17 protein-coding genes and 1 tRNA gene are annotated in these 19,102 nt (G+C 70.0%); 11 read left to right on the plus strand and 7 right to left on the minus strand.

The features are described from left to right. Nucleotides 1–21: 21 nt before the first annotated feature. Complete coding sequence (pyk, locus tag KUV85_RS03570) at nt 22–1,488, plus strand: pyruvate kinase (protein WP_219961847.1); 1,467 nt, start codon at nt 22–24, stop codon at nt 1,486–1,488. Here the strand turns inward: pyk and KUV85_RS03575 are convergent, their stop codons facing one another. Together KUV85_RS03575 and KUV85_RS03580 are read right to left on the minus strand one after the other, a co-directional pair. Then, the gene (locus KUV85_RS03575) at nt 1,489–2,268 is read right to left on the minus strand and encodes a hypothetical protein (protein WP_219961848.1); all 780 of its coding nucleotides are present in this window, start codon (nt 2,266–2,268) and stop codon (nt 1,489–1,491) included. A 40-nt stretch (nt 2,269–2,308) separates the two neighbouring features. Continuing rightward, a tRNA-Leu gene (locus tag KUV85_RS03580) sits at nt 2,309–2,392 on the minus strand. A 75-nt stretch (nt 2,393–2,467) separates the two neighbouring features. On the opposite strand from KUV85_RS03580, the gene KUV85_RS03585 reads away from it, so the two are divergent. From KUV85_RS03585 to KUV85_RS03610, 6 genes are all read left to right on the plus strand, one after another. Further along, nucleotides 2,468–3,076, plus strand: coding sequence for an ANTAR domain-containing response regulator (locus KUV85_RS03585; RefSeq protein WP_425299383.1), 609 nt, complete (start codon nt 2,468–2,470; stop codon nt 3,074–3,076). Between the two features lie 140 nt (nt 3,077–3,216). Continuing rightward, nucleotides 3,217–4,656 carry a branched-chain amino acid ABC transporter permease gene (locus KUV85_RS03590; protein WP_219961849.1) on the plus strand — a complete coding sequence of 480 codons (1,440 nt, stop codon included), beginning with the start codon at nt 3,217–3,219 and terminating at the stop codon, nt 4,654–4,656. Between the two features lie 13 nt (nt 4,657–4,669). Further along, nucleotides 4,670–5,665 carry a branched-chain amino acid ABC transporter permease gene (locus tag KUV85_RS03595; RefSeq protein WP_219961850.1) on the plus strand — a complete coding sequence of 332 codons (996 nt, stop codon included), beginning with the start codon at nt 4,670–4,672 and terminating at the stop codon, nt 5,663–5,665. Next, the gene (locus KUV85_RS03600) at nt 5,655–6,575 is read left to right on the plus strand and encodes an ABC transporter ATP-binding protein (RefSeq protein ID WP_219961851.1); all 921 of its coding nucleotides are present in this window, start codon (nt 5,655–5,657) and stop codon (nt 6,573–6,575) included. The genes KUV85_RS03595 and KUV85_RS03600 overlap by 11 nt, the downstream gene beginning before the upstream one ends. Continuing rightward, nucleotides 6,572–7,345 carry an ABC transporter ATP-binding protein gene (locus tag KUV85_RS03605; RefSeq protein WP_219961852.1) on the plus strand — a complete coding sequence of 258 codons (774 nt, stop codon included), beginning with the start codon at nt 6,572–6,574 and terminating at the stop codon, nt 7,343–7,345. The genes KUV85_RS03600 and KUV85_RS03605 overlap by 4 nt, the downstream gene beginning before the upstream one ends. A 133-nt stretch (nt 7,346–7,478) precedes the next feature. After that, nucleotides 7,479–8,378: an NAD-dependent epimerase/dehydratase family protein gene (locus tag KUV85_RS03610; protein WP_219961853.1), complete on the plus strand. Its 900-nt coding sequence runs from the start codon at nt 7,479–7,481 to the stop codon at nt 8,376–8,378. Nucleotides 8,379–8,434: 56 nt separating this feature from the next. Here the strand turns inward: KUV85_RS03610 and KUV85_RS03615 are convergent, their stop codons facing one another. The 3 genes from KUV85_RS03615 to KUV85_RS03625 all read right to left on the minus strand — a co-directional run bounded on the left by KUV85_RS03615 (nt 8,435) and on the right by KUV85_RS03625 (nt 11,035). Next, nucleotides 8,435–9,712, minus strand: a complete 1,278-nt coding sequence (locus tag KUV85_RS03615) for an ABC transporter substrate-binding protein (protein WP_219961854.1) — start codon at nt 9,710–9,712, stop codon at nt 8,435–8,437. Nucleotides 9,713–9,856: 144 nt separating this feature from the next. Further along, a complete protein-coding gene (locus KUV85_RS03620) occupies nt 9,857–10,603 on the minus strand; it encodes a DUF554 domain-containing protein (RefSeq protein ID WP_219961855.1) in 747 nt (248 codons plus the stop codon). A 15-nt stretch (nt 10,604–10,618) separates the two neighbouring features. After that, nucleotides 10,619–11,035 carry a hotdog fold thioesterase gene (locus KUV85_RS03625; RefSeq protein WP_219961856.1) on the minus strand — a complete coding sequence of 139 codons (417 nt, stop codon included), beginning with the start codon at nt 11,033–11,035 and terminating at the stop codon, nt 10,619–10,621. Nucleotides 11,036–11,077: 42 nt separating this feature from the next. Here KUV85_RS03625 and polA point away from each other — a divergent pair, with 42 nt between their 5' ends. Next, nucleotides 11,078–13,765 (plus strand): DNA polymerase I, encoded by a 2,688-nt coding sequence (gene polA / locus KUV85_RS03630; protein WP_219961857.1) that lies wholly within the window; start codon nt 11,078–11,080, stop codon nt 13,763–13,765. 17 nt (nt 13,766–13,782) lie between these two features. Here polA and KUV85_RS03635 read toward each other — a convergent pair whose 3' ends face one another. Beyond that, a complete protein-coding gene (locus tag KUV85_RS03635; RefSeq protein WP_219961858.1) occupies nt 13,783–15,066 on the minus strand; it encodes a lipopolysaccharide biosynthesis protein in 1,284 nt (427 codons plus the stop codon). A gap of 116 nt (nt 15,067–15,182) precedes the next feature. On the opposite strand from KUV85_RS03635, the gene KUV85_RS03640 reads away from it, so the two are divergent. Further along, a complete protein-coding gene (locus tag KUV85_RS03640) occupies nt 15,183–16,868 on the plus strand; it encodes a hypothetical protein (RefSeq protein ID WP_219961859.1) in 1,686 nt (561 codons plus the stop codon). Between the two features lie 32 nt (nt 16,869–16,900). Beyond that, entirely contained in the window at nt 16,901–17,056 is a 156-nt protein-coding gene (locus tag KUV85_RS03645; protein WP_219961860.1) for a hypothetical protein, read from the plus strand. A 66-nt stretch (nt 17,057–17,122) separates the two neighbouring features. Here KUV85_RS03645 and KUV85_RS03650 read toward each other — a convergent pair whose 3' ends face one another. Next, complete coding sequence (locus KUV85_RS03650; protein WP_219961861.1) at nt 17,123–18,310, minus strand: glycosyltransferase family 4 protein; 1,188 nt, start codon at nt 18,308–18,310, stop codon at nt 17,123–17,125. 73 nt (nt 18,311–18,383) lie between these two features. Between KUV85_RS03650 and KUV85_RS03655 the strand changes: the two genes are divergently transcribed. Next, entirely contained in the window at nt 18,384–19,100 is a 717-nt protein-coding gene (locus tag KUV85_RS03655; RefSeq protein WP_219961862.1) for a class I SAM-dependent methyltransferase, read from the plus strand. Nucleotides 19,101–19,102: the final 2 nt, after the last annotated feature.

Genomic DNA, 19,102 nt, shown 5'->3' on the forward strand with positions numbered 1-19,102 from the left:
CCACGCCGATAGGCTGAGGCCGTGCGGAGAGCCAAGATCGTGTGCACCCTGGGCCCGGCGACCTCCTCCGGCGAGCGGATCCGCGAACTCGTCGAGGCGGGCATGGACATGGCCCGACTCAACATGAGCCACGGCAGCCATGAGGACCACGCCGAGTCCTACCGCCTCGTGCGGGAGGCAGCGGCGGCCTCGGGCAAGGGCGTCGGCATCTTCGCCGACCTCCAGGGGCCCAAGATCCGGCTCGCCACGTTCGCCGACGGTCCCGTGAAGCTCAAGCGCGGCCAGTCGTGGACCATCACGACCCGCGACGTGCCCGGCGACGGCGAGAGCTGCGGGACGACCTACGCCGGCCTGCCCGGTGACGTCACGTCGGGCGACCCGATCCTCATCGACGACGGCAAGGTCCGGCTCCGGGCCACCGAGGTGACCGACACCGACGTGGTGTGCGAGGTCGTCGTGGGCGGCACGGTCAGCAACCACAAGGGCATCAACCTGCCCGGGGTGGCGGTGTCGGTGCCCGCACTGTCGACCAAGGACGAGGAGGACCTGCGGTTCGCGCTCCGTCTCGGTGTCGACTGGATCGCCCTCAGCTTCGTCCGCGACGCCGCCGACGCGGAGGACGTACGCCGCATCATGCGCGAGGAGGAAATCCTCGTGCCCGTGATCGCGAAGGTCGAGAAGCCGCAGGCCATCGACAACATCGACGAGATCGTGGCGGCGTTCAACGGGTTCATGGTGGCCCGCGGAGACCTCGGCGTGGAGTGCCCGCTGGAGGAGGTGCCCTTCCTGCAGAAGTCGGTCATCGACCGGGCCCGCCGCAACGCCAAGCCGGTCATCGTGGCCACGCAGATGCTGGAGTCGATGGTCAGCAATCCGGCGCCGACCCGGGCCGAGGCCAGCGACGTCGCCAACGCGGTGCTCGACGGCTCCGACGCGGTGATGCTGTCGGGGGAGACCAGCATCGGCAGCCGGCCGGTCCACACCGTGGAGACGATGGCACGCATCGTGGCCGCCACCGAGCAGCACGCCTTCGAGCGCACCGACGACAGCCTCGACTACGACGCGATGGCGTGGGACCCGCGCACCCGTGGCGGCGTCATCACCAAGGCCGCCGAGGAGGTGGCCATGCGGGTCGGTGCCAAGTGCGTGGTGGCCTTCACCCAGAGCGGCGACTCGGCGCGGCGCCTGTCGCGGCTGCGCAGCCGCATCCCCGTGCTGGCGTTCACTCCCGAGGAGCGCGTGCGCAACCAGCTCTCGCTGAGCTGGGGCGTCGAGGCCTTCCTGGCCGCCTCGGTCGAGCACACCGACGAGATGGTGCGCCAGGTGGACGAGCAGCTGCTCGAGATTGGCCGTGTCGCCGAGGGCGACCTCGTCGTCATCGTCGCCGGCAGCCCGCCGGGCATCCCCGGCTCCACCAACGCGCTGCGCATCCACCGGATGGGCGACGCGATCAACGAGGTGGCCCCGGCCTACCGCCGGGACACCTGATCAGGACTTCGGACCGATCAACGCGTCCAACCGGGCGACCGCCTCGCGGCGGGACACGCTGATGACGCGCACGTTGGAGCGTCGCCAGGCGACGTCGACGAGGTCGAGCGCCCAGCAGCACAACCCCCGGATGTCGGCGGAGGCGTTGCAGAACTGCCAGCGCGGATAGCGGTAGGTACGCGGCGCGCCGGCGACCCGTCGTGTCGTCGCGTTGATGACCCGGCACCCGTCGGAGTGGAACAGGCCCCGCAGGAACGCCGCCGGCTCGGCCTCGACGACGTGGCGCTGCCAGTCGGCCAGCACGATCGGTCGCTCGTGCTTGCGGCCGGGGCCGTGCTGGGGGAAGAGGCAGGGCCAGTGGTTCCACGAGACGGTCGTGATCACACACCCGGGTACGTCACGTGTGTGCGCACGGCCACCGGGCTTCACACGGCGCATCAGGGCGCCGATGTGCTCGTTGTCCCGTGGGTAGCGCACGTCGTTGACCACGTGGAGGTTGTGGACGCGTCGCCTTCCCTTCGAGATGTGGCCATCGCCGAGGTACCAACCCAGGAGTTCGCTGTAGGCGGATCCATCCAGGGGAGCGTCGTCGCAGATGGGACAAGCGACGCTCGTGTGGGCCTGGCCACGCGGCAGCCCACGGCGGACGTAGCGACGACGCCACCGCCGGATGGTGACCACGGCAACCCCGTGCTTGGTGGCGTTGACGGCGTCCGGAACTCCTGCCGCGGAGTCACGCAGCGCGGACTCCACGGTGGAGGTGGGGCGCACGTGCGGCATGGCACGAGTCTCGACCATCGCGCCGACAGATGCCGCCGAGTGCCGGGTGTGGGACTCGAACCCACACGCCCTTTCGGACAATGCATTTTGAGTGCACAGCGTCTGCCTATTCCGCCAACCCGGCTCGGGGGCACCCTAGCCGAGGCCACGACGGCGCCTCACATCGAGGATCGGGCAGCCGGCCCGATAGCCTGTGGCGGTGACTGAGCAGGACCGGACCGTGGTGATCGCGGAGGACGAGGCGCTGATCCGGATGGATCTGGCCGAGATGCTCGCCGACGAGGGCTACACCGTCGTGGGGCAGGCCGGCGACGGTCAGCAGGCGATCGACCTGACCGAGGAGCACCGCCCGGACCTGGTCATCCTCGACGTCAAGATGCCGGTCCTGGACGGGATCGCGGCCGCCGAGCGGATCGCGGGTGACCGGTTGGCGGCCGTGGTGATGCTGACGGCGTTCTCCCAGCGCGAGCTGGTCGAGCGGGCTCGCGACGCCGGAGCGATGTCCTACCTGGTCAAGCCGTTCAACCAGTCCGACCTCGTGCCCGCGATCGAGATGGCGTTGAGTCGGTTCGCCGAGATCCGCGCGCTGGAGTCGGAGATCGGCGACCTGTCCGAGCAGCTCGACACGCGCAAGGTGGTGGAGCGTGCCAAGGGCATCCTGCAGGAGCAGCTCCAGATCTCCGAACCGGACGCGTTCCGCTGGATCCAGAAGACGGCGATGGACCTGCGCATGTCGATGCGCGAGGTCGCCGAGGGCGTGGTCACGCACGGCGTTCCCGGTGCTCCGACGCCCGGGTCCGACGCATGACGGGCGTGTGAAGAAGAGTCACGATTCGATGTCGGCCGGGGGATGTCGGGCAAACCTCGGGTGAAGATGCATAGACTGCGGTCCGCCGTACAGGGGTGAGACTCGGATCACACGTCCCTCAAGTCGACAGGAGTGACTGCGTGGTAGCCAGATGGTTGGGGCGGGCCGTGGTGGTCCTGGTCGCGGGGTTGATCGGACTGATCCTCCTCGCGCCGGGCGTGGCGGTCGCCGATGAGGAGACCGCCGAGCCGTCCGCGGAGCCGACGTCGTCGGAGACCCCGGAGGACGAGCAGACCGCTGATCCCGGACAGGAAGCGACCGAGGAGTCCGACGAGGTGGTCGTCGAGGGCTCGGGCTTCCTGGTCACGTTGATCGACGAGTCCGACAAGTCCGGGGGAGAGGCGGGTACGCCGATCCCCGAGGTCACGCTCTCGGTCTTCGAGTGCCCCGAGCTCGCCACGGACGGCACCTGTCCCGAGCGCGGTGACGAGCTCGGGACCGAGGTGACCAACTCCGAGGGACAGGTCTTCTTCTCCCTCGAGCGCGGCCGTTACGTGCTGGCACTGGACGAGGGGACGCTGCCCGACGGCATCGAGCTCGACGACAACACCAGTGCGGAGCTCGGTCAGACGCTGCGGCTCTCGGCGCCGACCAACATGGTCTTCCCGATCGGCACCAGTGCCGTGGAGTCCGCCTCGTTCGGCGAGGAACTCTCCACCAACGTGGTGTCGGGACTGAAGTTCGGCCTGATCATCGCCCTCGCCGCGCTGGGCCTGAACCTCATCTTCGGCACCACGGGCCTGACGAACTTCGCCCACGGTGAGCTGCTGACCTTCGGGGCCGCGGTGACGCTCGGGTTCAACCTGATCGGCATCCCGGTGATCGCCGCGGCAGCGCTGGGCCTGATCTGCTCCTGCCTCTTCGGCTACCTGCAGGACCGCGGGATCTGGCGCCCGTTGCGGCACCGCGGCAGCGGGCTGATCGCGATGATGATCGTCTCGATCGGTTTCGGCATCCTGCTGCGCTACCTCTTCCAGTACTTCATGGGCGGCAGCCGGCGCCCCTACTCCGAGTACACCGCGCAGCAGCGCAAGGACTACGGCATCGTCGAGCTCGCGGACAAGGAGATCGCGATCATCCTGATCTCGATCGCCCTCCTGGCGCTGGTCGGCGCGATGCTGATGGGCACGCGGCTCGGCAAGGCGATGCGGGCGGTCTCGGACAACCCCTCGCTGGCGGCGTCCTCGGGCATGCGCGTCGACGGCGTGATCAGCGCGGCCTGGGTGCTGGGTGCGGGGCTGACCGGCATGTCCGGCGTCCTGATGGGCATCCAGAACCAGGTCGTGTTCGACATGGGCTTCAAGCTGCTGCTCATCATCTTCGCCGCCGCCACCCTCGGTGGTCTCGGCACGATCTGGGGCGCGATGGTCGGTGCGATCATCGTGGGTCTCGTGGTGGAGGTCGCGCCGCTGTTCGGCATGCCGACCTCGATCAAGCAGGCCTCTGCCCTGGCGATCTTGATCCTGATCCTGCTGATCCGTCCCCAGGGCATCCTCGGGCGACGCGAGCGGGTTGGCTGAGGAGGCAACGACCATGGATCTCTTCGACGTACTCCGTGCGGGCCTCTCCAGCGCGTTCGGCCCCTACGCGATCATGTTGGCGCTGGCCGCCATCGGACTCAACGTGCACTTCGGCTACACCGGCCTGCTGAACTTCGGCCAGGCGGGCTTCATGGCCGTCGCCGGTTACGGCATGGCGGTGAGCGTGACGGTGATGGGTCTCCCGTTCGGTGTCGGCCTGGTGGTGGCACTGATCGCCCCGATCGTGCTCGCGCTGCTGCTGGGCGCGCCGACGCTGCGACTACGGGCGGACTACCTGGCGATCGCCACGATCGCTGCGGCCGAGATCCTGCGCCTGATCTTCGGATCGGTGCAGTTGGCCGACACCCTCGGTGGCACTGACGGCCTGACTGGCTATGCCGGCACGTTCCAGAGCTGGAACCCCTACGACTCGGGTCTGGATCTCGGCATCATCTCCTTCCGCCGCGCCGAGCTGTGGTCGATCACGGTCGGCTGGATCGCGATCGGCCTGTCGGTGCTCCTGGTCTGGCTGCTGATGCGCAGCCCGTGGGGACGCGTCCTCAAGGCCATCCGCGAGGACGAGGAGGCGGTGCGCTCGCTGGGCAAGAACGTCTTCGCCTACAAGATGCAGGCGCTGGTCCTGGGTGGCTTCTTCGGTGGCCTCGCCGGCCTCTTCCTGGCGCTTCACCAGGCGTCGGTGGTGCCGACGGACTACGAGACGGTCGTGACGTTCTTCGCCTACACCGCCCTGCTGATCGGTGGCGCGGCACGAGTGTGGGGGCCGGTCATCGGTGCGGTCATCTTCTGGTTCCTGGTGCGCTCGCTCGGCACGCTGTTCGGTCAGATGACCTCCGGTGCCGACCCGCTCATGCCGGAATGGCTGATGACCGACATCCAGTCCGGACTGGTGCGCTACATCCTGGCCGGTCTCGGCCTGATGCTGTTGATGATCTTCCGGCCGCAAGGCATCTTCGGTGACCGTAAGGAGTTGGCGATCGATGGGCGCTGAGAGAGCGGGCACCGTCCCGGAGGCCGTCCGCGGCCTCCGTGAGGTCCCCAACGAGCCCGGGGCGGCGAAGCCCGATGCGATTCTGGTCGGGGACCACGTCGTACGGCAGTTCGGCGGGCTGAAGGCCGTCGACGTCGACCACATCGAGGTCCAGCGGGGGGTCATCACGGCCCTCATCGGTCCCAACGGTGCGGGCAAGACGACGTTGTTCAACTGCCTGACCGGCTTCGACCAGCCCAGCAGCGGCAAGTGGTCCTTCAACGGCAAGTCGTTGAAGGGGATGCCGCCGCACCGCGTCGCACGACGCGGCATGGTGCGTACCTTCCAGCTCACCAAGGTGTTGGCCAAGCTGACGGTGATCGAGAACATGCGGCTCGGCGCGACCGGCCAGCGGGGCGAGAAGTTCTGGTCCGCGCCCTTCGCCGCGCTCTGGCGCGGCCAGGAGGCCGAGATCACCGAGCGTGCCGACGTGTTGCTGCAGCGCTTCAAGCTCGACACCAAGCGCGAGGACTTCGCGGGATCGCTGTCCGGTGGCCAGCGCAAGCTGCTGGAGATGGCACGGTCGCTGATGGTCGACCCCGAGCTGATCATGCTCGATGAGCCGATGGCCGGCGTGAACCCGGCGCTGAAGCAGTCGCTGCTCGAGCACGTCGTCGGCCTGCGCGACGAGGGACGCACGGTGCTCTTCGTCGAGCACGACATGGACATGGTGCGCGACATCGCCGACTGGGTCGTGGTGATGGCCCAGGGACGGATCGTGGCCGAGGGCACCCCGGACGCCGTGATGGCCGACGAGGCCGTCATCGACGCCTATCTCGGTGCCCACCACGACACGGACCTGAGTGACCTGGACGAGGACGAGCTGGAAGAGGAAGCTCGCGAGGAGATCGAGGAGGAGGAGCGCAAGTGACCGACGAGACTCCCGAGCGGACCGCGCACCTCGCGGCGGCGGACGGCGCCGTCATCCGCGCCGACGATGTCGTGGCGGGCTACTTCCCCGGCGTCAACATCCTCAACGGCGCCGACCTGTACTGCCAGCCGGGCGAGCTGGTCGGCATCATCGGCCCCAACGGTGCGGGCAAGTCCACGCTGGTCAAGGCGATGTTCGGCCTGGTCACCGTCTCCAGCGGCACGGTCCGCCTGGAGGGCGAGGACGTGACGAACATGCGCGCCGACCAGCTGGTACGCCGCGGCATCGGCTACGTGCCGCAGACCAACAACGTCTTCCCGACGCTGACCATCGAGGAGAACCTCGAGATGGGGTGCTACCAAGCGCCGAAGAAGTTCTCCGAGCGGTTCTCCTTCGTCACCGACCTCTTCCCGAAGCTCGGGGAGCGTCGCAAGCAGCGTGCGGGCTCGCTCTCGGGCGGTGAGCGACAGATGGTCGCGATGGGTCGCGCGCTGATGATGGACCCGGCGGTGCTGTTCCTCGACGAGCCCTCCGCGGGGCTGTCGCCGGTGCTGCAGGACGAGGTGTTCGTCCAGATCCGCAAGATCAACCGGGCCGGTGTCTCGGTCGTGATGGTGGAGCAGAACGCCCGCCGTTGCCTGCAGGTCTGCGACCGCGGCTACGTGCTCGACCAGGGCCGCAGCGCCTACACCGGCTCGGGCAAGGACCTCGCCGACGACCCGAAGGTGATCGAGCTCTACCTGGGCACGCTGGGCAAGAAGGCCGGCTGAGGCGCGGTACGCCTCACGGGAGGGGTCGCCGCTCAGGGCCCGTCGACGCCGACCTGCGCCTCGAGGTCGGCACCGGACAGCGCTGCACCATGACGCCGCCCGCCTCCGGACCCGGCTAGTACGTTCGGGAGACATGCGGATCTTCTTCACCGGAGGCAGCGGCAAGGCCGGCCACCACGTCGCCCCTGCGCTCGCCGCGCAGGGGCACCAGGTCACCAACGCCGATGTGACTCCCCTGGGGCACCCCGATGTCCAGGACCTGCGGGTCGACCTCACCGACGCCGGTGAGACCTGGTCGGCGATGGCCGGGCTGGCGAGCATGGACGAGCTGGACCTGCCCGAGAAGCCGGCGTACGACGCGGTCGTCCACTTCGCGGCGATCCCGGCGATCCTGGTCGCCTCCGACGCGGCGACCTACGCCACCAACGTGCTCACCACCTACCACGTGCTGGAGGCGGCGACCCGGCTCGGCATCCCCAAGGTGGTCTTCGCCTCCAGCGAGACGACCTACGGGATCTGCTTCGCCCAGGGCGAGCGCCGGCCGCTGTATCTCCCGGTCGATGAGGAGCACCCGACCGTGCCCGAGGACTCCTACGCCATGGCCAAGGTCAGCAACGAGGTGACGGCCCGCTCCTTCCAGGCCCGCGCCGGCACGGACGTCTACGGCCTGCGGATCAACAACGTCATCGAGCCGCACGAGTACGCCGAGCTCTTCCCCGACTTCCTCGAGGACCCGTCGCTGCGGCGTCGCAACGTCTTCGGCTACATCGACACCCGCGACCTCGCTCTCATGGTGGAGCGGTGCCTGGCCACCGACGGCCTGGGGTACCAGGTCTTCAACGTCGCGAACGCAGACATGTCGGTCGCGGCCACCACCGAGGAGGTCCGGGAGCAGTTCTACGGCGGCGTCGAGCTGCGCCGCGACCTGGGGCGTGACGAGACCTTCTACAGCATCGCGAAGGCTCGCGAGCTCCTGGGCTACGAGCCGCAGCACTCGTGGCGCGACGTGCTCGACGATCCCGGCCGCGCCTGACACGACGAAGCCCCGCAACCTTCCGGCTGCGGGGCTCCGTCGTTGGTCGAGCCGGATCAGATCTGGCCGTCGATGTACTCCACGGGGGCGATGGCGTTCTTGCCGTCGTACTCGTAGATGCCGATCGACGCGGCAGTCGGGCTGCCGGTCTCGCCGTGCTCGATCGGGCCGGAGACACCGTCGTAGTCGATGTCCTCGCCGTCGGCGAGCAGGTCGGCGCACTCCTGGAAGGACTCACACTTGGTCCCGCCACGGGTGACGTCGGGGATCTCCTCGGCGATGGCGTCACCGGCGTCGTCACCGGCAGCGATCGCTGCGAGTGCCGACACGATGGTGGCGTCGTAGGCCTCACCGGCGTAGGACCACGAGGTCAGGTCCGGGTTGACCTCCAGCAGGCGGTCCTTGAACTCGTCACCGGCGTCCGCACCCGGGATGGTGCCCTTGGTGCCCTTGAGGACGCCGCGGGGCAGGCTCGGGTCGTTCTCACCCGGGGTGTAGCCCGAGGTGTTGCCGTCGACGAAGTACGTCGGCACGTCCTGCGGGCCGAAGTTCTCCTGGATCAGCTCCGGGACGATGGTGGTCGTCTCGTCGAAGGCGATGAGAACGAGCGCGTCGGCACCGGAGCCGGCGACGCTGGAGACCTCGGCACCGAACGAGGTCGCCTTCTGGCCGTAGTAGGCCGTCTCGACGACCGACGCACCCTGCGCCTCCAGGTTCTGCGTCACCTGGTCGGTGAGGGTCTCACCGTAGGCGTCCTGGCGGGACATGATCGCGACGTTCTGGTGACCGTCCTGGATCAGCAGGTTGGCCAGCACCGCACCCTGGAGGATGTCCGACGGTGCGGTCCGGAAGTAGTTGTCCGGCTCGCCGTACTTGCCCTCGTCGAAGGTGGTCGTGGTGTTGGCCGGCGAGAACAGCACCGTGCCCGCGCCCATGATCTTGTCGATCACCGTGCTGGCCACGCCCGAGGATGCCGTGCCGATGATCGCGTCCGCACCCCAGTCGAGCAGCTCGTCCGAGCTGGTGAGGGCCGCCTTGTTGTCCGAGTCGCCCGAGTCGGCCGCCTGGTACTCGACGTCCTTGTCGAGCACGCCGCCGGCCTCGTTGATCTCCTGGACCGCGAGTTCGACACCGGCGAACTCCGGGGGGCCGAGGAAGGCGAGGCTGCCGGACTGGGGCAGCAGGGCGCCGACCTTGAAGGTGCCGTCGCCGGTGGGGGCCGCGGCGTCTCCGTCGCCCCCGCCGTCACCGCCGCCACCGTCTTCGGAACCGCAGGCTGTCAGCACGAGAGCCGCCGCAGCGCTCACTGCTGCCAACCGCTTCGCATGGGTCATCCGCTTCATGTGTCCTCCGGATAGTTGTCACGCCCTCGGGAACGGGCTTGGAGGGCACGATAATGTGCGCTGGGCCACTTCGGGCACGTTGTTGCTTCAACCAATTGCCGAATGTGGCCGAACCGTAATAAACCGGGGGAATCCTCAGGCGAGGGCAGTGACGGTCGTTACCAGGACGGGCGCCATCAGGAGGGCCGGCAGTAGGTCGGCGACGGCGACCCGGCGCAGGTCCAGCAGTCGGAGGGCCACGCCGACCAGCAGCACGCCTCCGGTCGCGGTGATCGCGGCGACCTGGGCGTCGGAGAGCACGTCGCCGAGCACCATGCCGACCACGGTGAGGCCGCCCTGGACGACGGCGATGGTGAGCACGCTCGCCGCGACGCCCCAGCCGAACGCCGCGGCGAACGCAATGGCGGCGAAGCCGTCGAGCACGGACTTCAGGTAGAGCTCGTCGGCACCCAGCCCCAGGCCGTCGGACAGGGAGCCGAGGATGGTGAGCGGGCCGGTGCAGAAGATGAGCGAGGCGACGACGTATCCCTCGACGAAGCGGCGCCGATCGGCACCGGAGGCGCCACCGGCCAGGCGGCGCTGCAGCCAGCCGCCGAGCCCTTCGACGCGCTCCTCGATCCTGGCCAGCGACCCCGCGATGCCCCCGATCAGCACCGAGCCGAGCACGATGAGGAGGGGAGCGGCGTCCCCGACGGCATCACTGAGGTCCTCGCTGAGCACTGCCAGGGCCGAGGTCGCCGCGATCAGCAGGGTCACCAGCCCGAGCGCGTCGGTGACCAGTTGCCGGGTGCGCTCGGGGAGCAGGTGGCCGGCGTAGCGGCCGATCACGGAGCCGAGCAGCACCGTCGCGATGTTGACGGCCGTGCCGGTGCCCGGGATCACCGTGGGTCCTTCGGCTCAGACCCGGCTGGCGTCGACCAGCGCGCAGGTGATGCGCGAGGTGCAGATCCGCTTGCCGGCCTCGTTGGTGATGACGATCTCGTACGCCGCGCTGGTGCGACCGAGGTGGATGGCCGTGGCCGTGCCGGTGACCGTGCCCTCGGTGGCGGCGCGGTGGTGCGTGGCGTTGATGTCCACGCCGACCGGCGCCTTGTCGGGGAAGGCGTGGATGGCGGCGCCGATCGAGCCCAGGGACTCGGCGAGTGCGACGGACGCGCCGCCGTGGAGGAGGCCGTAGGGCTGGGTGTTGCCCTCGACGGGCATGGTGGCCACGACGCGGTCCGCGGATGCCTCGAGGACCTCCACGCCCAGCTTGCGGTTGAGTGCGCCCGCACCGTCGGGCATGGCGGCGAGGAGCGCGTCGACGTCGGTCATGCGCGTCAACCTACTGTCCGTGGCGGTCGATAGGGTCGCAGGGTGCCCTCCGAGACCTCGCGCCCCCGCCTGTTGCTGCTCGACGGCCACTCGCTGGCCTACCGCGCCTTCTTCGCCCTGCCGGTGGAGAACTTCTCCACCGCCGCCGGCCAGCACACCAATGCCGTCTACGGCTTCACCTCGATGCTGGTCAACGTGCTGCGCGACGAGCAGCCCACCCACGTCGCGGTGGCCTTCGACGTCTCACGCCAGACCTTCCGCACCGAGGAGTACGCCGACTACAAGGCCAAGCGCAACAAGACCCCCGATGAGTTCCGCAGCCAGCTGCCCCTCATCGAGGGCGTGCTGACCGGGTTCGGCATCCCGTTCCTGAAGGTCGACGGCTACGAGGCCGACGACATCATCGCCACGCTCACCACGCAGGCCCTCGCCGAGGACATGGAGGTCCTCATCCTCACCGGCGACCGCGACTCGCTGCAGCTGGTCACCGACACCTCCACCGTGCTCTACCCGATGCGCGGCGTGTCCGACCTCGCGCGGATGACGCCCGACGCCGTGGAGGAGAAGTACGGCGTCCGCCCGGAGCGCTACCCCGAGCTCGCGGCGATCGTGGGGGAGACCTCCGACAACCTGCCCGGCGTGCCCGGTGTGGGCCAGGGGTTCGCTGCCAAGTGGCTCACGACCTACGACGGGCTGGACAACGTCATCGCGCAGGCCGACCAGATCGGCGGCAAGAAGGGTGAGGCGCTGCGCGCCCACCTGGGCGACGTGATCCGCAACCGACGCCTCAACGCCCTGGTGCGGGACCTCGCGCTCGAGCGCGCGCCGGGCGACCTCGCGTGGGTCGACTGGGACCGGCAGGCGACCCTGGAGCTCTTCGACGAGCTGGAGTTCCGCGGCGAGCTGCGCACCCGTGCCTTCGACACCCTCGGTGGCGACGAGGAGCCGGTGACGGAGGAGCAGGTGGAGCTCGCCACCACGGTGGTGCGTGCCGGCGAGGTAGCTGACTTCCTCGAGGGCCTGGGCCATGAGCAGGTCGGCGTGCACCTGCGCGGCGCCTGGGCCGCGGGCACGGGCAGCGTCGACGGCATCGCCTTCGCCACGGCCGACGCCCGGGCCGCCTACCTCGACCTGGCGGACCTGGGGCCGGCCGACGACGCCGCGCTCGCTGCCTGGTTGGCCGATCCCGAGAAGCCCAAGGTGCTGCACGAGGCCAAGGGGCCCGAGCTGGCGCTGGCTGCCCATGGGTGGACGCTCGCCGGGGTCGCCGCGGACACCGCACTGAGCGCGTACCTCGCGCAGCCGGACCAGCGCACCTACCACCTGCGCGACCTGACCCTGCGCTTCCTCAAGCGGGAGCTGCACGCCGAGGCCGACCCCGACCAGGGGGAGCTCTTCGAGGACCCCGACACGGCCGGGGGAGCAGCCCAGACCGCGATGCTCTCGGCCCACGCCGTCATCGAGCTGGCCGAGGCGTTGGCCGGCGAGATCGAGCGCGCCGGTGGCGCGCGCCTGCTCACCGACGTCGAGCTGCCGCTGGTCCACCTGCTGGCCGGCATGGAGCAGGTCGGCATCGCGGTGGACGGGGACCACCTCGCCGAGCTCGAGCAGCACTTCGCCGGCGAGGTCCGCGCGGCCGCGGACGCGGCGTACGAGGTCATCGGCAAGGAGATCAACCTCGGCTCGCCCAAGCAGCTCCAGGTGGTGCTCTTCGACGAGCTGGGGATGCCGAAGACCAAGCGCACCAAGACCGGCTACACCACCGACGCCGACGCGCTGCGCGGGTTGTACGTCCAGACCGAGCACCCGTTCCTCGAGTACCTGTTGCGCCACCGCGACGTGGCGCGACTGCGTCAGACGGTGGAGGGCCTGCTCAAGACCGTGCAGCCGGACGGCCGGATCCACACCACCTTCAACCAGACCATCGCGGCCACGGGGCGTCTCTCCAGCACCGACCCCAACCTGCAGAACATCCCGGTCCGCACCGAGGAGGGGCGCCGCATCCGGGAGGCGTTCGTCGTGGGCGAGGGCTACGACTGCCTGATGACGGCCGACTACAGCCAGATCGAGATGCGGATCATGGCGCACCTGTCCGAGGACGAGCTGCTCATCGAGGCGTTCCGCAACCGCGCGGACTTCCACGCCACGACGGCGGCGCGGGTGTTCGACGTGGAGCCCGACGAGGTCACCCAGGAGATGCGGGCCAAGATCAAGGCGATGAACTACGGCCTCGCCTACGGTCTGTCCGCCTTCGGCCTGGGCCAGCAGCTCGGCATCGAGCCGGGCGAGGCGCGGGGCCTGATGGAGGACTACTTCGAGACCTTCGGCGGCATCCGGGACTACCTCGACGGCGTCGTCGACGAGGCGCGGCGCGACGGGTTCACCGAGACGATCATGGGCCGGCGCCGCTACCTGCCCGACCTGACCAGCGACAACCGGCAGCGGCGCGCGATGGCGGAGCGGATGGCGCTCAACGCCCCGATCCAGGGGTCGGCCGCGGACCTGATCAAGGTGGCGATGCTGCACGTGCAGGACGCCATCACTGCGGCCGGGCTCTCCTCCCGCATGCTGTTGCAGGTGCACGACGAGCTCGTGCTCGAGGTCGCGCCGGGGGAGCGGGACGCGCTGGAGGAGATCGTGCGCGAGCAGATGGGCCGTGCCGCCGAGCTCACCATCCCGCTCGACGTCTCGGTCGGCACCGGCGCCACCTGGCACGAAGCCGCCCACTGAGGGCGGCGCCGCGCTGGCTAGGCGCCGACGGTGGTCCGCCCGGTCCGCGACCGAATCGCCTGCAGCGTGAGCAACAGGGTGAGCACCACCGCGTCGATCGTCGCGACGCTCGCTGCCAGGCCGGTCACGGTGCTGGTGGTGGCGCCGACGGCGACGAGAACGCCGACACCGATGGTGATGAGGTACTTCGTCCAGCGGCCGCGCTTGGCCAGGCCTGCGTAGACGAGCAGCTGGAGGAGCGCCAGCAGGCTTCCCAGGACGGCGAAGAGCCAGAGGCGGTCCTGGACGTCGGCGTACTCGCCGCCGCCGATGAACTCGAGGGCCAGACCGCTGAGCAGGTAGGTGGCGAGCACGCACGCGGCTCCCATCCCCGTCAGGAGCGCCAGTCCCTGTCGCACGGCCTGCCGGTTCTCCGAGGCCGTCGACATCGAGGGGAACAGGATGATCACGGCGAACTGGGGGAGGAACAGCACCGCCTTGGTCACGATCAGGCCGGCCGCGTAGAGGCCGGCGTCGTGGTCGTCGAGGACACTGCGGGCGACGACCACGTCGAGATTGGCCAGTGCGACGAAGGCCAGCAGCGCCACCGAGCTCCCGGCCGCCTCGCGCCGGACGTCGCGGCGTACGGCGCGGTCGTGCGCGTTCCAGGCGGCTTCGTGGTGGGTCCGGTTCCGCAGCGCCAGCGACCCGACCAGTACCGGTGCCCAGGCCGCGATCAGCACGCCGACCATGCCGCTGGTCGCCGTGGGGGACACCAGCAGGCACACCGAGCCGACGGCAACGCGCGGGATGCCGACGGCCAGGTAGACGAGGCTGAGGGCGAACCACCGTCGCTCGCCCTGGAGGACTCCCGCGTGGCCTCCCATCACCGTCACCGGCAGCACCGTGAGCGCGAGCATCACCGCCGACCACACCGAATCGAGGCGCAGCAGGGAGGCGACCAGCGGTGCTGAGGCGACGGCGAGCCCGGCGAGCAGGATCGCAGCGCGCCAGGTGGTGCCCAGCACCGTGTCCTCGATCGCTGACACGTCGTCAGGGTCGGCGGCGATACGTCGTGCTGCGGTCGCCTGGATGCCGAGCTGGACCACCGAGAGCACCATCAGTAGTGCCATCAGGCTGGCGATCGCGCCGAACTGGCTGGGTCCCAGGAGGCGCGCGGCCAGCATCTGGAAGACGTAGTTGCCGACGTTCATCGCCGCCATGGCCACCGCGATGCCGGCGCTGCTGCGCAGGAACGCGATCATGCGCCCGGTCGCAGCTGGCGAGGTCGAGCGGTCGCGCGACCCGGTGTCGGTGCTCACGACCATGACACTAGCCATTGCCCGGGACATCGATCCCACCGCCCGGGCGCCGTGTCGAGGTCGACCCGGCGCGGGACCGAGGTGGTTGGATTGGCCCAGCCGGTGAAGGGGAGAGCTTGAGCACGTACGACCGCACGCGCGCCTTGGTCCCCGGGTGGTCCGTCGTCCTCGCGGTGGCACTGCTCGGTCCGGCGCTGGCGCCGGGGTACGTCCTCTCCTACGACATGGTCTGGGTCCCCGACCTGTCGCTGCGCCCGGACTTCCTCGGCCTCGGCAGCGAACTCCCGCGGGCGGTGCCGTCGGATGCCGTGGTGGCGGTACTGGACGAGCTGGTGCCGGGGGCGGTGCTGCAGAAGGTCGTGCTGCTGGCGGCCCTGGTCGGTGGCGGCCTCGGCGCGGCCAGACTGGTGCCTGACGGCCTGGTCCCCCGCCTGGTCGCGGTCGGGGTGTACCAGTGGAACCCGCTGGTGGTGGAGCGACTGGTCCTCGGCCACTGGCCGGTGCTCGTTGGGTACGCCGTCCTCCCATGGGTGATCGTGCTGTGCCGCCGGTGGCGGGCACGGGCGGCCGTGCCCGCCGGCCTGTTGCTCCTGGTGCCGTTGGGCAGCCTCTCGGCGAGCGCCGGGCTCGCCACGGCGGTCGTGCTGGTCGCCGCGGCTGCCGGACGTGCCCGTCAGGTCACTCTGGTGCTGCTCGTCGCCGCGGCGAACGCGCCGTGGGTCATCGCTGGCCTGCTCCACGCAGGGGACGCGGCCGTGGATCCGGCTGGTGCCCGGGTCTTCGCCCTCCACGACGAGGGGACCGTGCCGGGTCCGGTGGCAGCGTTGACGCTCGGGGGCGTGTGGAACAGCGAGGTCGTGCCGGACACCCGTGGTGGTCTTCTCGGGTGGATCGCGCTGGTGGTGCTGGGAGGCTTGGCGGCGCTGGGCGCGCGGTCGTGGTGGCGACGTACCGAGCGCCGCGAGCGTGGTGCCGTGCTGGGGTGCTGGGTGGCGGGATGGGCCACCGCCTGCGCGACGTGGGTGGCGCCGGGGGCCGTCGGATGGCTGGGGGAGCAGGTCCCGGGCCTCGGCCTCCTCCGCGACGGTGCGCGCGGTCTCGTGCTCTGCGCGCCCCTGCTGGTGTCCTTGGTCGGGCACGGCGTCGTCGAGGCCCGGCGTCGGATCGCGCCCAGCGCCGTCGCGCGCTCCGTCACCGCGGCCACCGTCGTCCTTCTCCCGGTGCTGTTGTTGCCCGATGCGGTGTGGGGGGTGTCGGGGAGGGTGGCCGCGGTGTCCTATCCCGCCTCCTACGAGCGTGCCCGCGTCGCAGTGGACGCCGCGGGCGGGCGTGCGCAGGACGGTGACGTCGTGCTGTTGCCCCTGACCAGTTACCGGCAGCCGCCCTGGAACGAGGGCCGCAAAGTGTTGGACCCGTGGGGGCGCTACCTCCCGCGTGACTACGTCGCGGGCGACGACCTGGTCGTGTCGGGCACCGTCGTGGCCGGCGAGGATCCGCGAGTCGACACGGTCAGGGAGGCGCTCGCGCGACCAACGCCGGAGGAACGGTCCCGTGCGCTGGCGCGCTCGGGCATCGGCATCGTCGTGGTGGACCTGGCCGCGCCCGGTGGGACCGACGTCGACGAGGTGGCCGGCGATCGGCTCGCTGCGGACGAGCGGGTCGTGGTGATCGCACTCCGCGGTGTCGTCGATCGCGGCACGCCCCGAGTCGAGGCAACGGCGATGGCGACCGCGTGGACGGGGCCGATCGTGCTCCTTGCCGTCGCGTGTTCGTTGATGGCACGGAGGAGGCGGCGCGGGTGATATCGTGATCGGCGACAAGGGGAGGTAGCAACGTGGGATCCACGACCATCGCAGCCATCGTGAGCGTGCTCGTCGGTGGCGGACTGGCCGCAGCCAGCGTCGTCGGCCTCGTGAACGCACAGACCGGCACCCCGGAGGAGTCTCCGGTGAACGTCGGCAACGTGAGCATCGAGTACGGCTCGAACTGACAGCGCTGCAACGAACGGCGGGCCGCTGTGCGGCCCGCCGTTCGTGTGTGTTCGGAGTGGTGTGGGTCAGGAGGCGAGTCGCCGCGGCTCGACCCGCGGCGCCAGCGCGATCTCGTCAGCGGCGACCACCTCGCCACGCACCGCGGAGTGGACCACGGAGCCGAACGCCTCCTCTGCGCGCTCCCAGGAGAAGGCGAAGCTCATCGCCAGGGCCTCCTTGCCCATCTCCTTGCGCCGCATCTCGTCGCCCAGCAGTTCCCGCAGGGCGTTGGTGAACTCCTCGGGGTCGTCCACGAGCACGCCCGAGACGCCGTCGTCGATGGACTCCCGCGTGCCTCCGGCGGCGCGGTAGGCGATCGTGGGCGTGGAGTGCATCCCCGCCTCGCCGATCACCAGGCCCCACCCCTCCTTCAGCGAGGGCAGGAGCAGCAGCCAGGAGCGCTTGTACGCCGAGTGCTTCTCCGCCTCGTCGACGTGGCCGAGGAAGGAGACGAACTCCCGGGCGCCGCGCTGGTCGACGTAGGTCTCCAACTCGCTGCGCCACCAACCGTCGCCGACGATCTCGAGCCGGAGGTCGGGGAACTGGGCACGTGCCGCCCGCACCGCGTCGACGGCGTGCTCCACCTGCTTGTGCGGGACGAGGCGACCGACGACGGTCACCGTCGGTGTGCGGGCCTTCTCTCCGCCGGTCAGTGGGGCGACCGAGGTGCCGTTGTGCACCACGGCGATCCGGGAGCGGTCGACGCCGAGGTCGCAGAGCTCGTCCCGCGTCGCCCGCGAGACGGCAACGTACTGGCAGTGTCGGTAGAGCCAGGGCGCGAAACGACGCTCGATCCACCAGCCGACACGACCGGCCGGGCCGGGGAAGACGACCGGCCACTGCTCCCGGTGCACGTGGTGGACCAGCACGATGCTGGGCCTGCGGGTGACCAGGCGGGAGAAGAAGGGCAAGCCGTTCTGGATGTCGACGACCACGTCGGGATCGCCGAGGTCCCCGCGTCGCAGGGCTCGCATTCCCTCCCAGTAGACGCTGAGCCGTGATCCGCGACGGACGTAGCGCACGCCGTCGACGACTTCGTCGGCCGCGCCGCCGTCGTAGGCAGCAGTGAACACGGTGACGCGGCACCCGTGCCGGGCCAACCCAGTTGCGATGTTCTCCAGGTAGAGCTCCGCGCCACCTCCCTCAGGGTTGCGCGCATCGCGCCAACTGAGAAAGACGACATCCCTCCCCTGGAGGTCCTCCCAAACCTCCATGAAACGGGGATCCTACCGTACGGTAGCCGCTGTGCTGAACGCTTCGCGGACTGATGTGTCGCACCGTCCGACCTTGCGGCGCTCCGTCCGCCTGTTGCGGGAGTTCCGGCTCGAACAGAGCGATCCGGCCCGGTTCTACACCGCGATGGCCGAGGACTCCGCCGCTCACCTCGCGCGCCACTGTGACCTCGCAGCGGCCACCATGCTCGACGTCGGTGGCGGCCCCGGCTACTTCCGTCGCGCGTTCGAGCACGCCGGGGCCCGGTACTGGGCGCTGGACTCCGATGTCGGCGAGCTGGCCGGCGCGGGGGAGGTCGCTCCGGGGACGGTGGTCGGCAGCGGCATGCAACTTCCCTTCGCGACCGACGCGGTGGACGTCTGCTTCTCCTCCAATGTGCTCGAGCACGTGGTGGATCCGTGGCGAATGGCCGAGGAGATGCTCCGGGTGACCCGCCCCGGCGGCACCGTGTTCCTCAGCTACACGGTGTGGTGGGGGCCGTGGGGTGGACACGAGACCGCGCCGTGGCACTACTTGGGTGGCCATCGCGCGCGCCGGCGTTACGCCCGTCGCCTGGGCCACGAGCCGAAGAACCGTTTCGGGGAGTCGTTGTTCCCGGTGACCGTCGCCGCCGGGCTCCGCTGGGCCGACGTGGTGGTCGCGTCGGGGAGGGCGGAGGTCCTGGAGTCGGCGCCGCGCTACAACCCGCGATGGGCGTGGTGGCTCACCCGCGTCCCCGTGCTCCGTGAGGTCGTGACCTGGAACCTCGTTCTGGTGCTGCGGAAGAAGTGAGC

The sequence above is a fragment of the Nocardioides panacisoli genome, from assembly GCF_019448235.1.
GTDB classification, from domain to species: Bacteria; Actinomycetota; Actinomycetes; order Propionibacteriales; family Nocardioidaceae; genus Nocardioides; species Nocardioides panacisoli_A.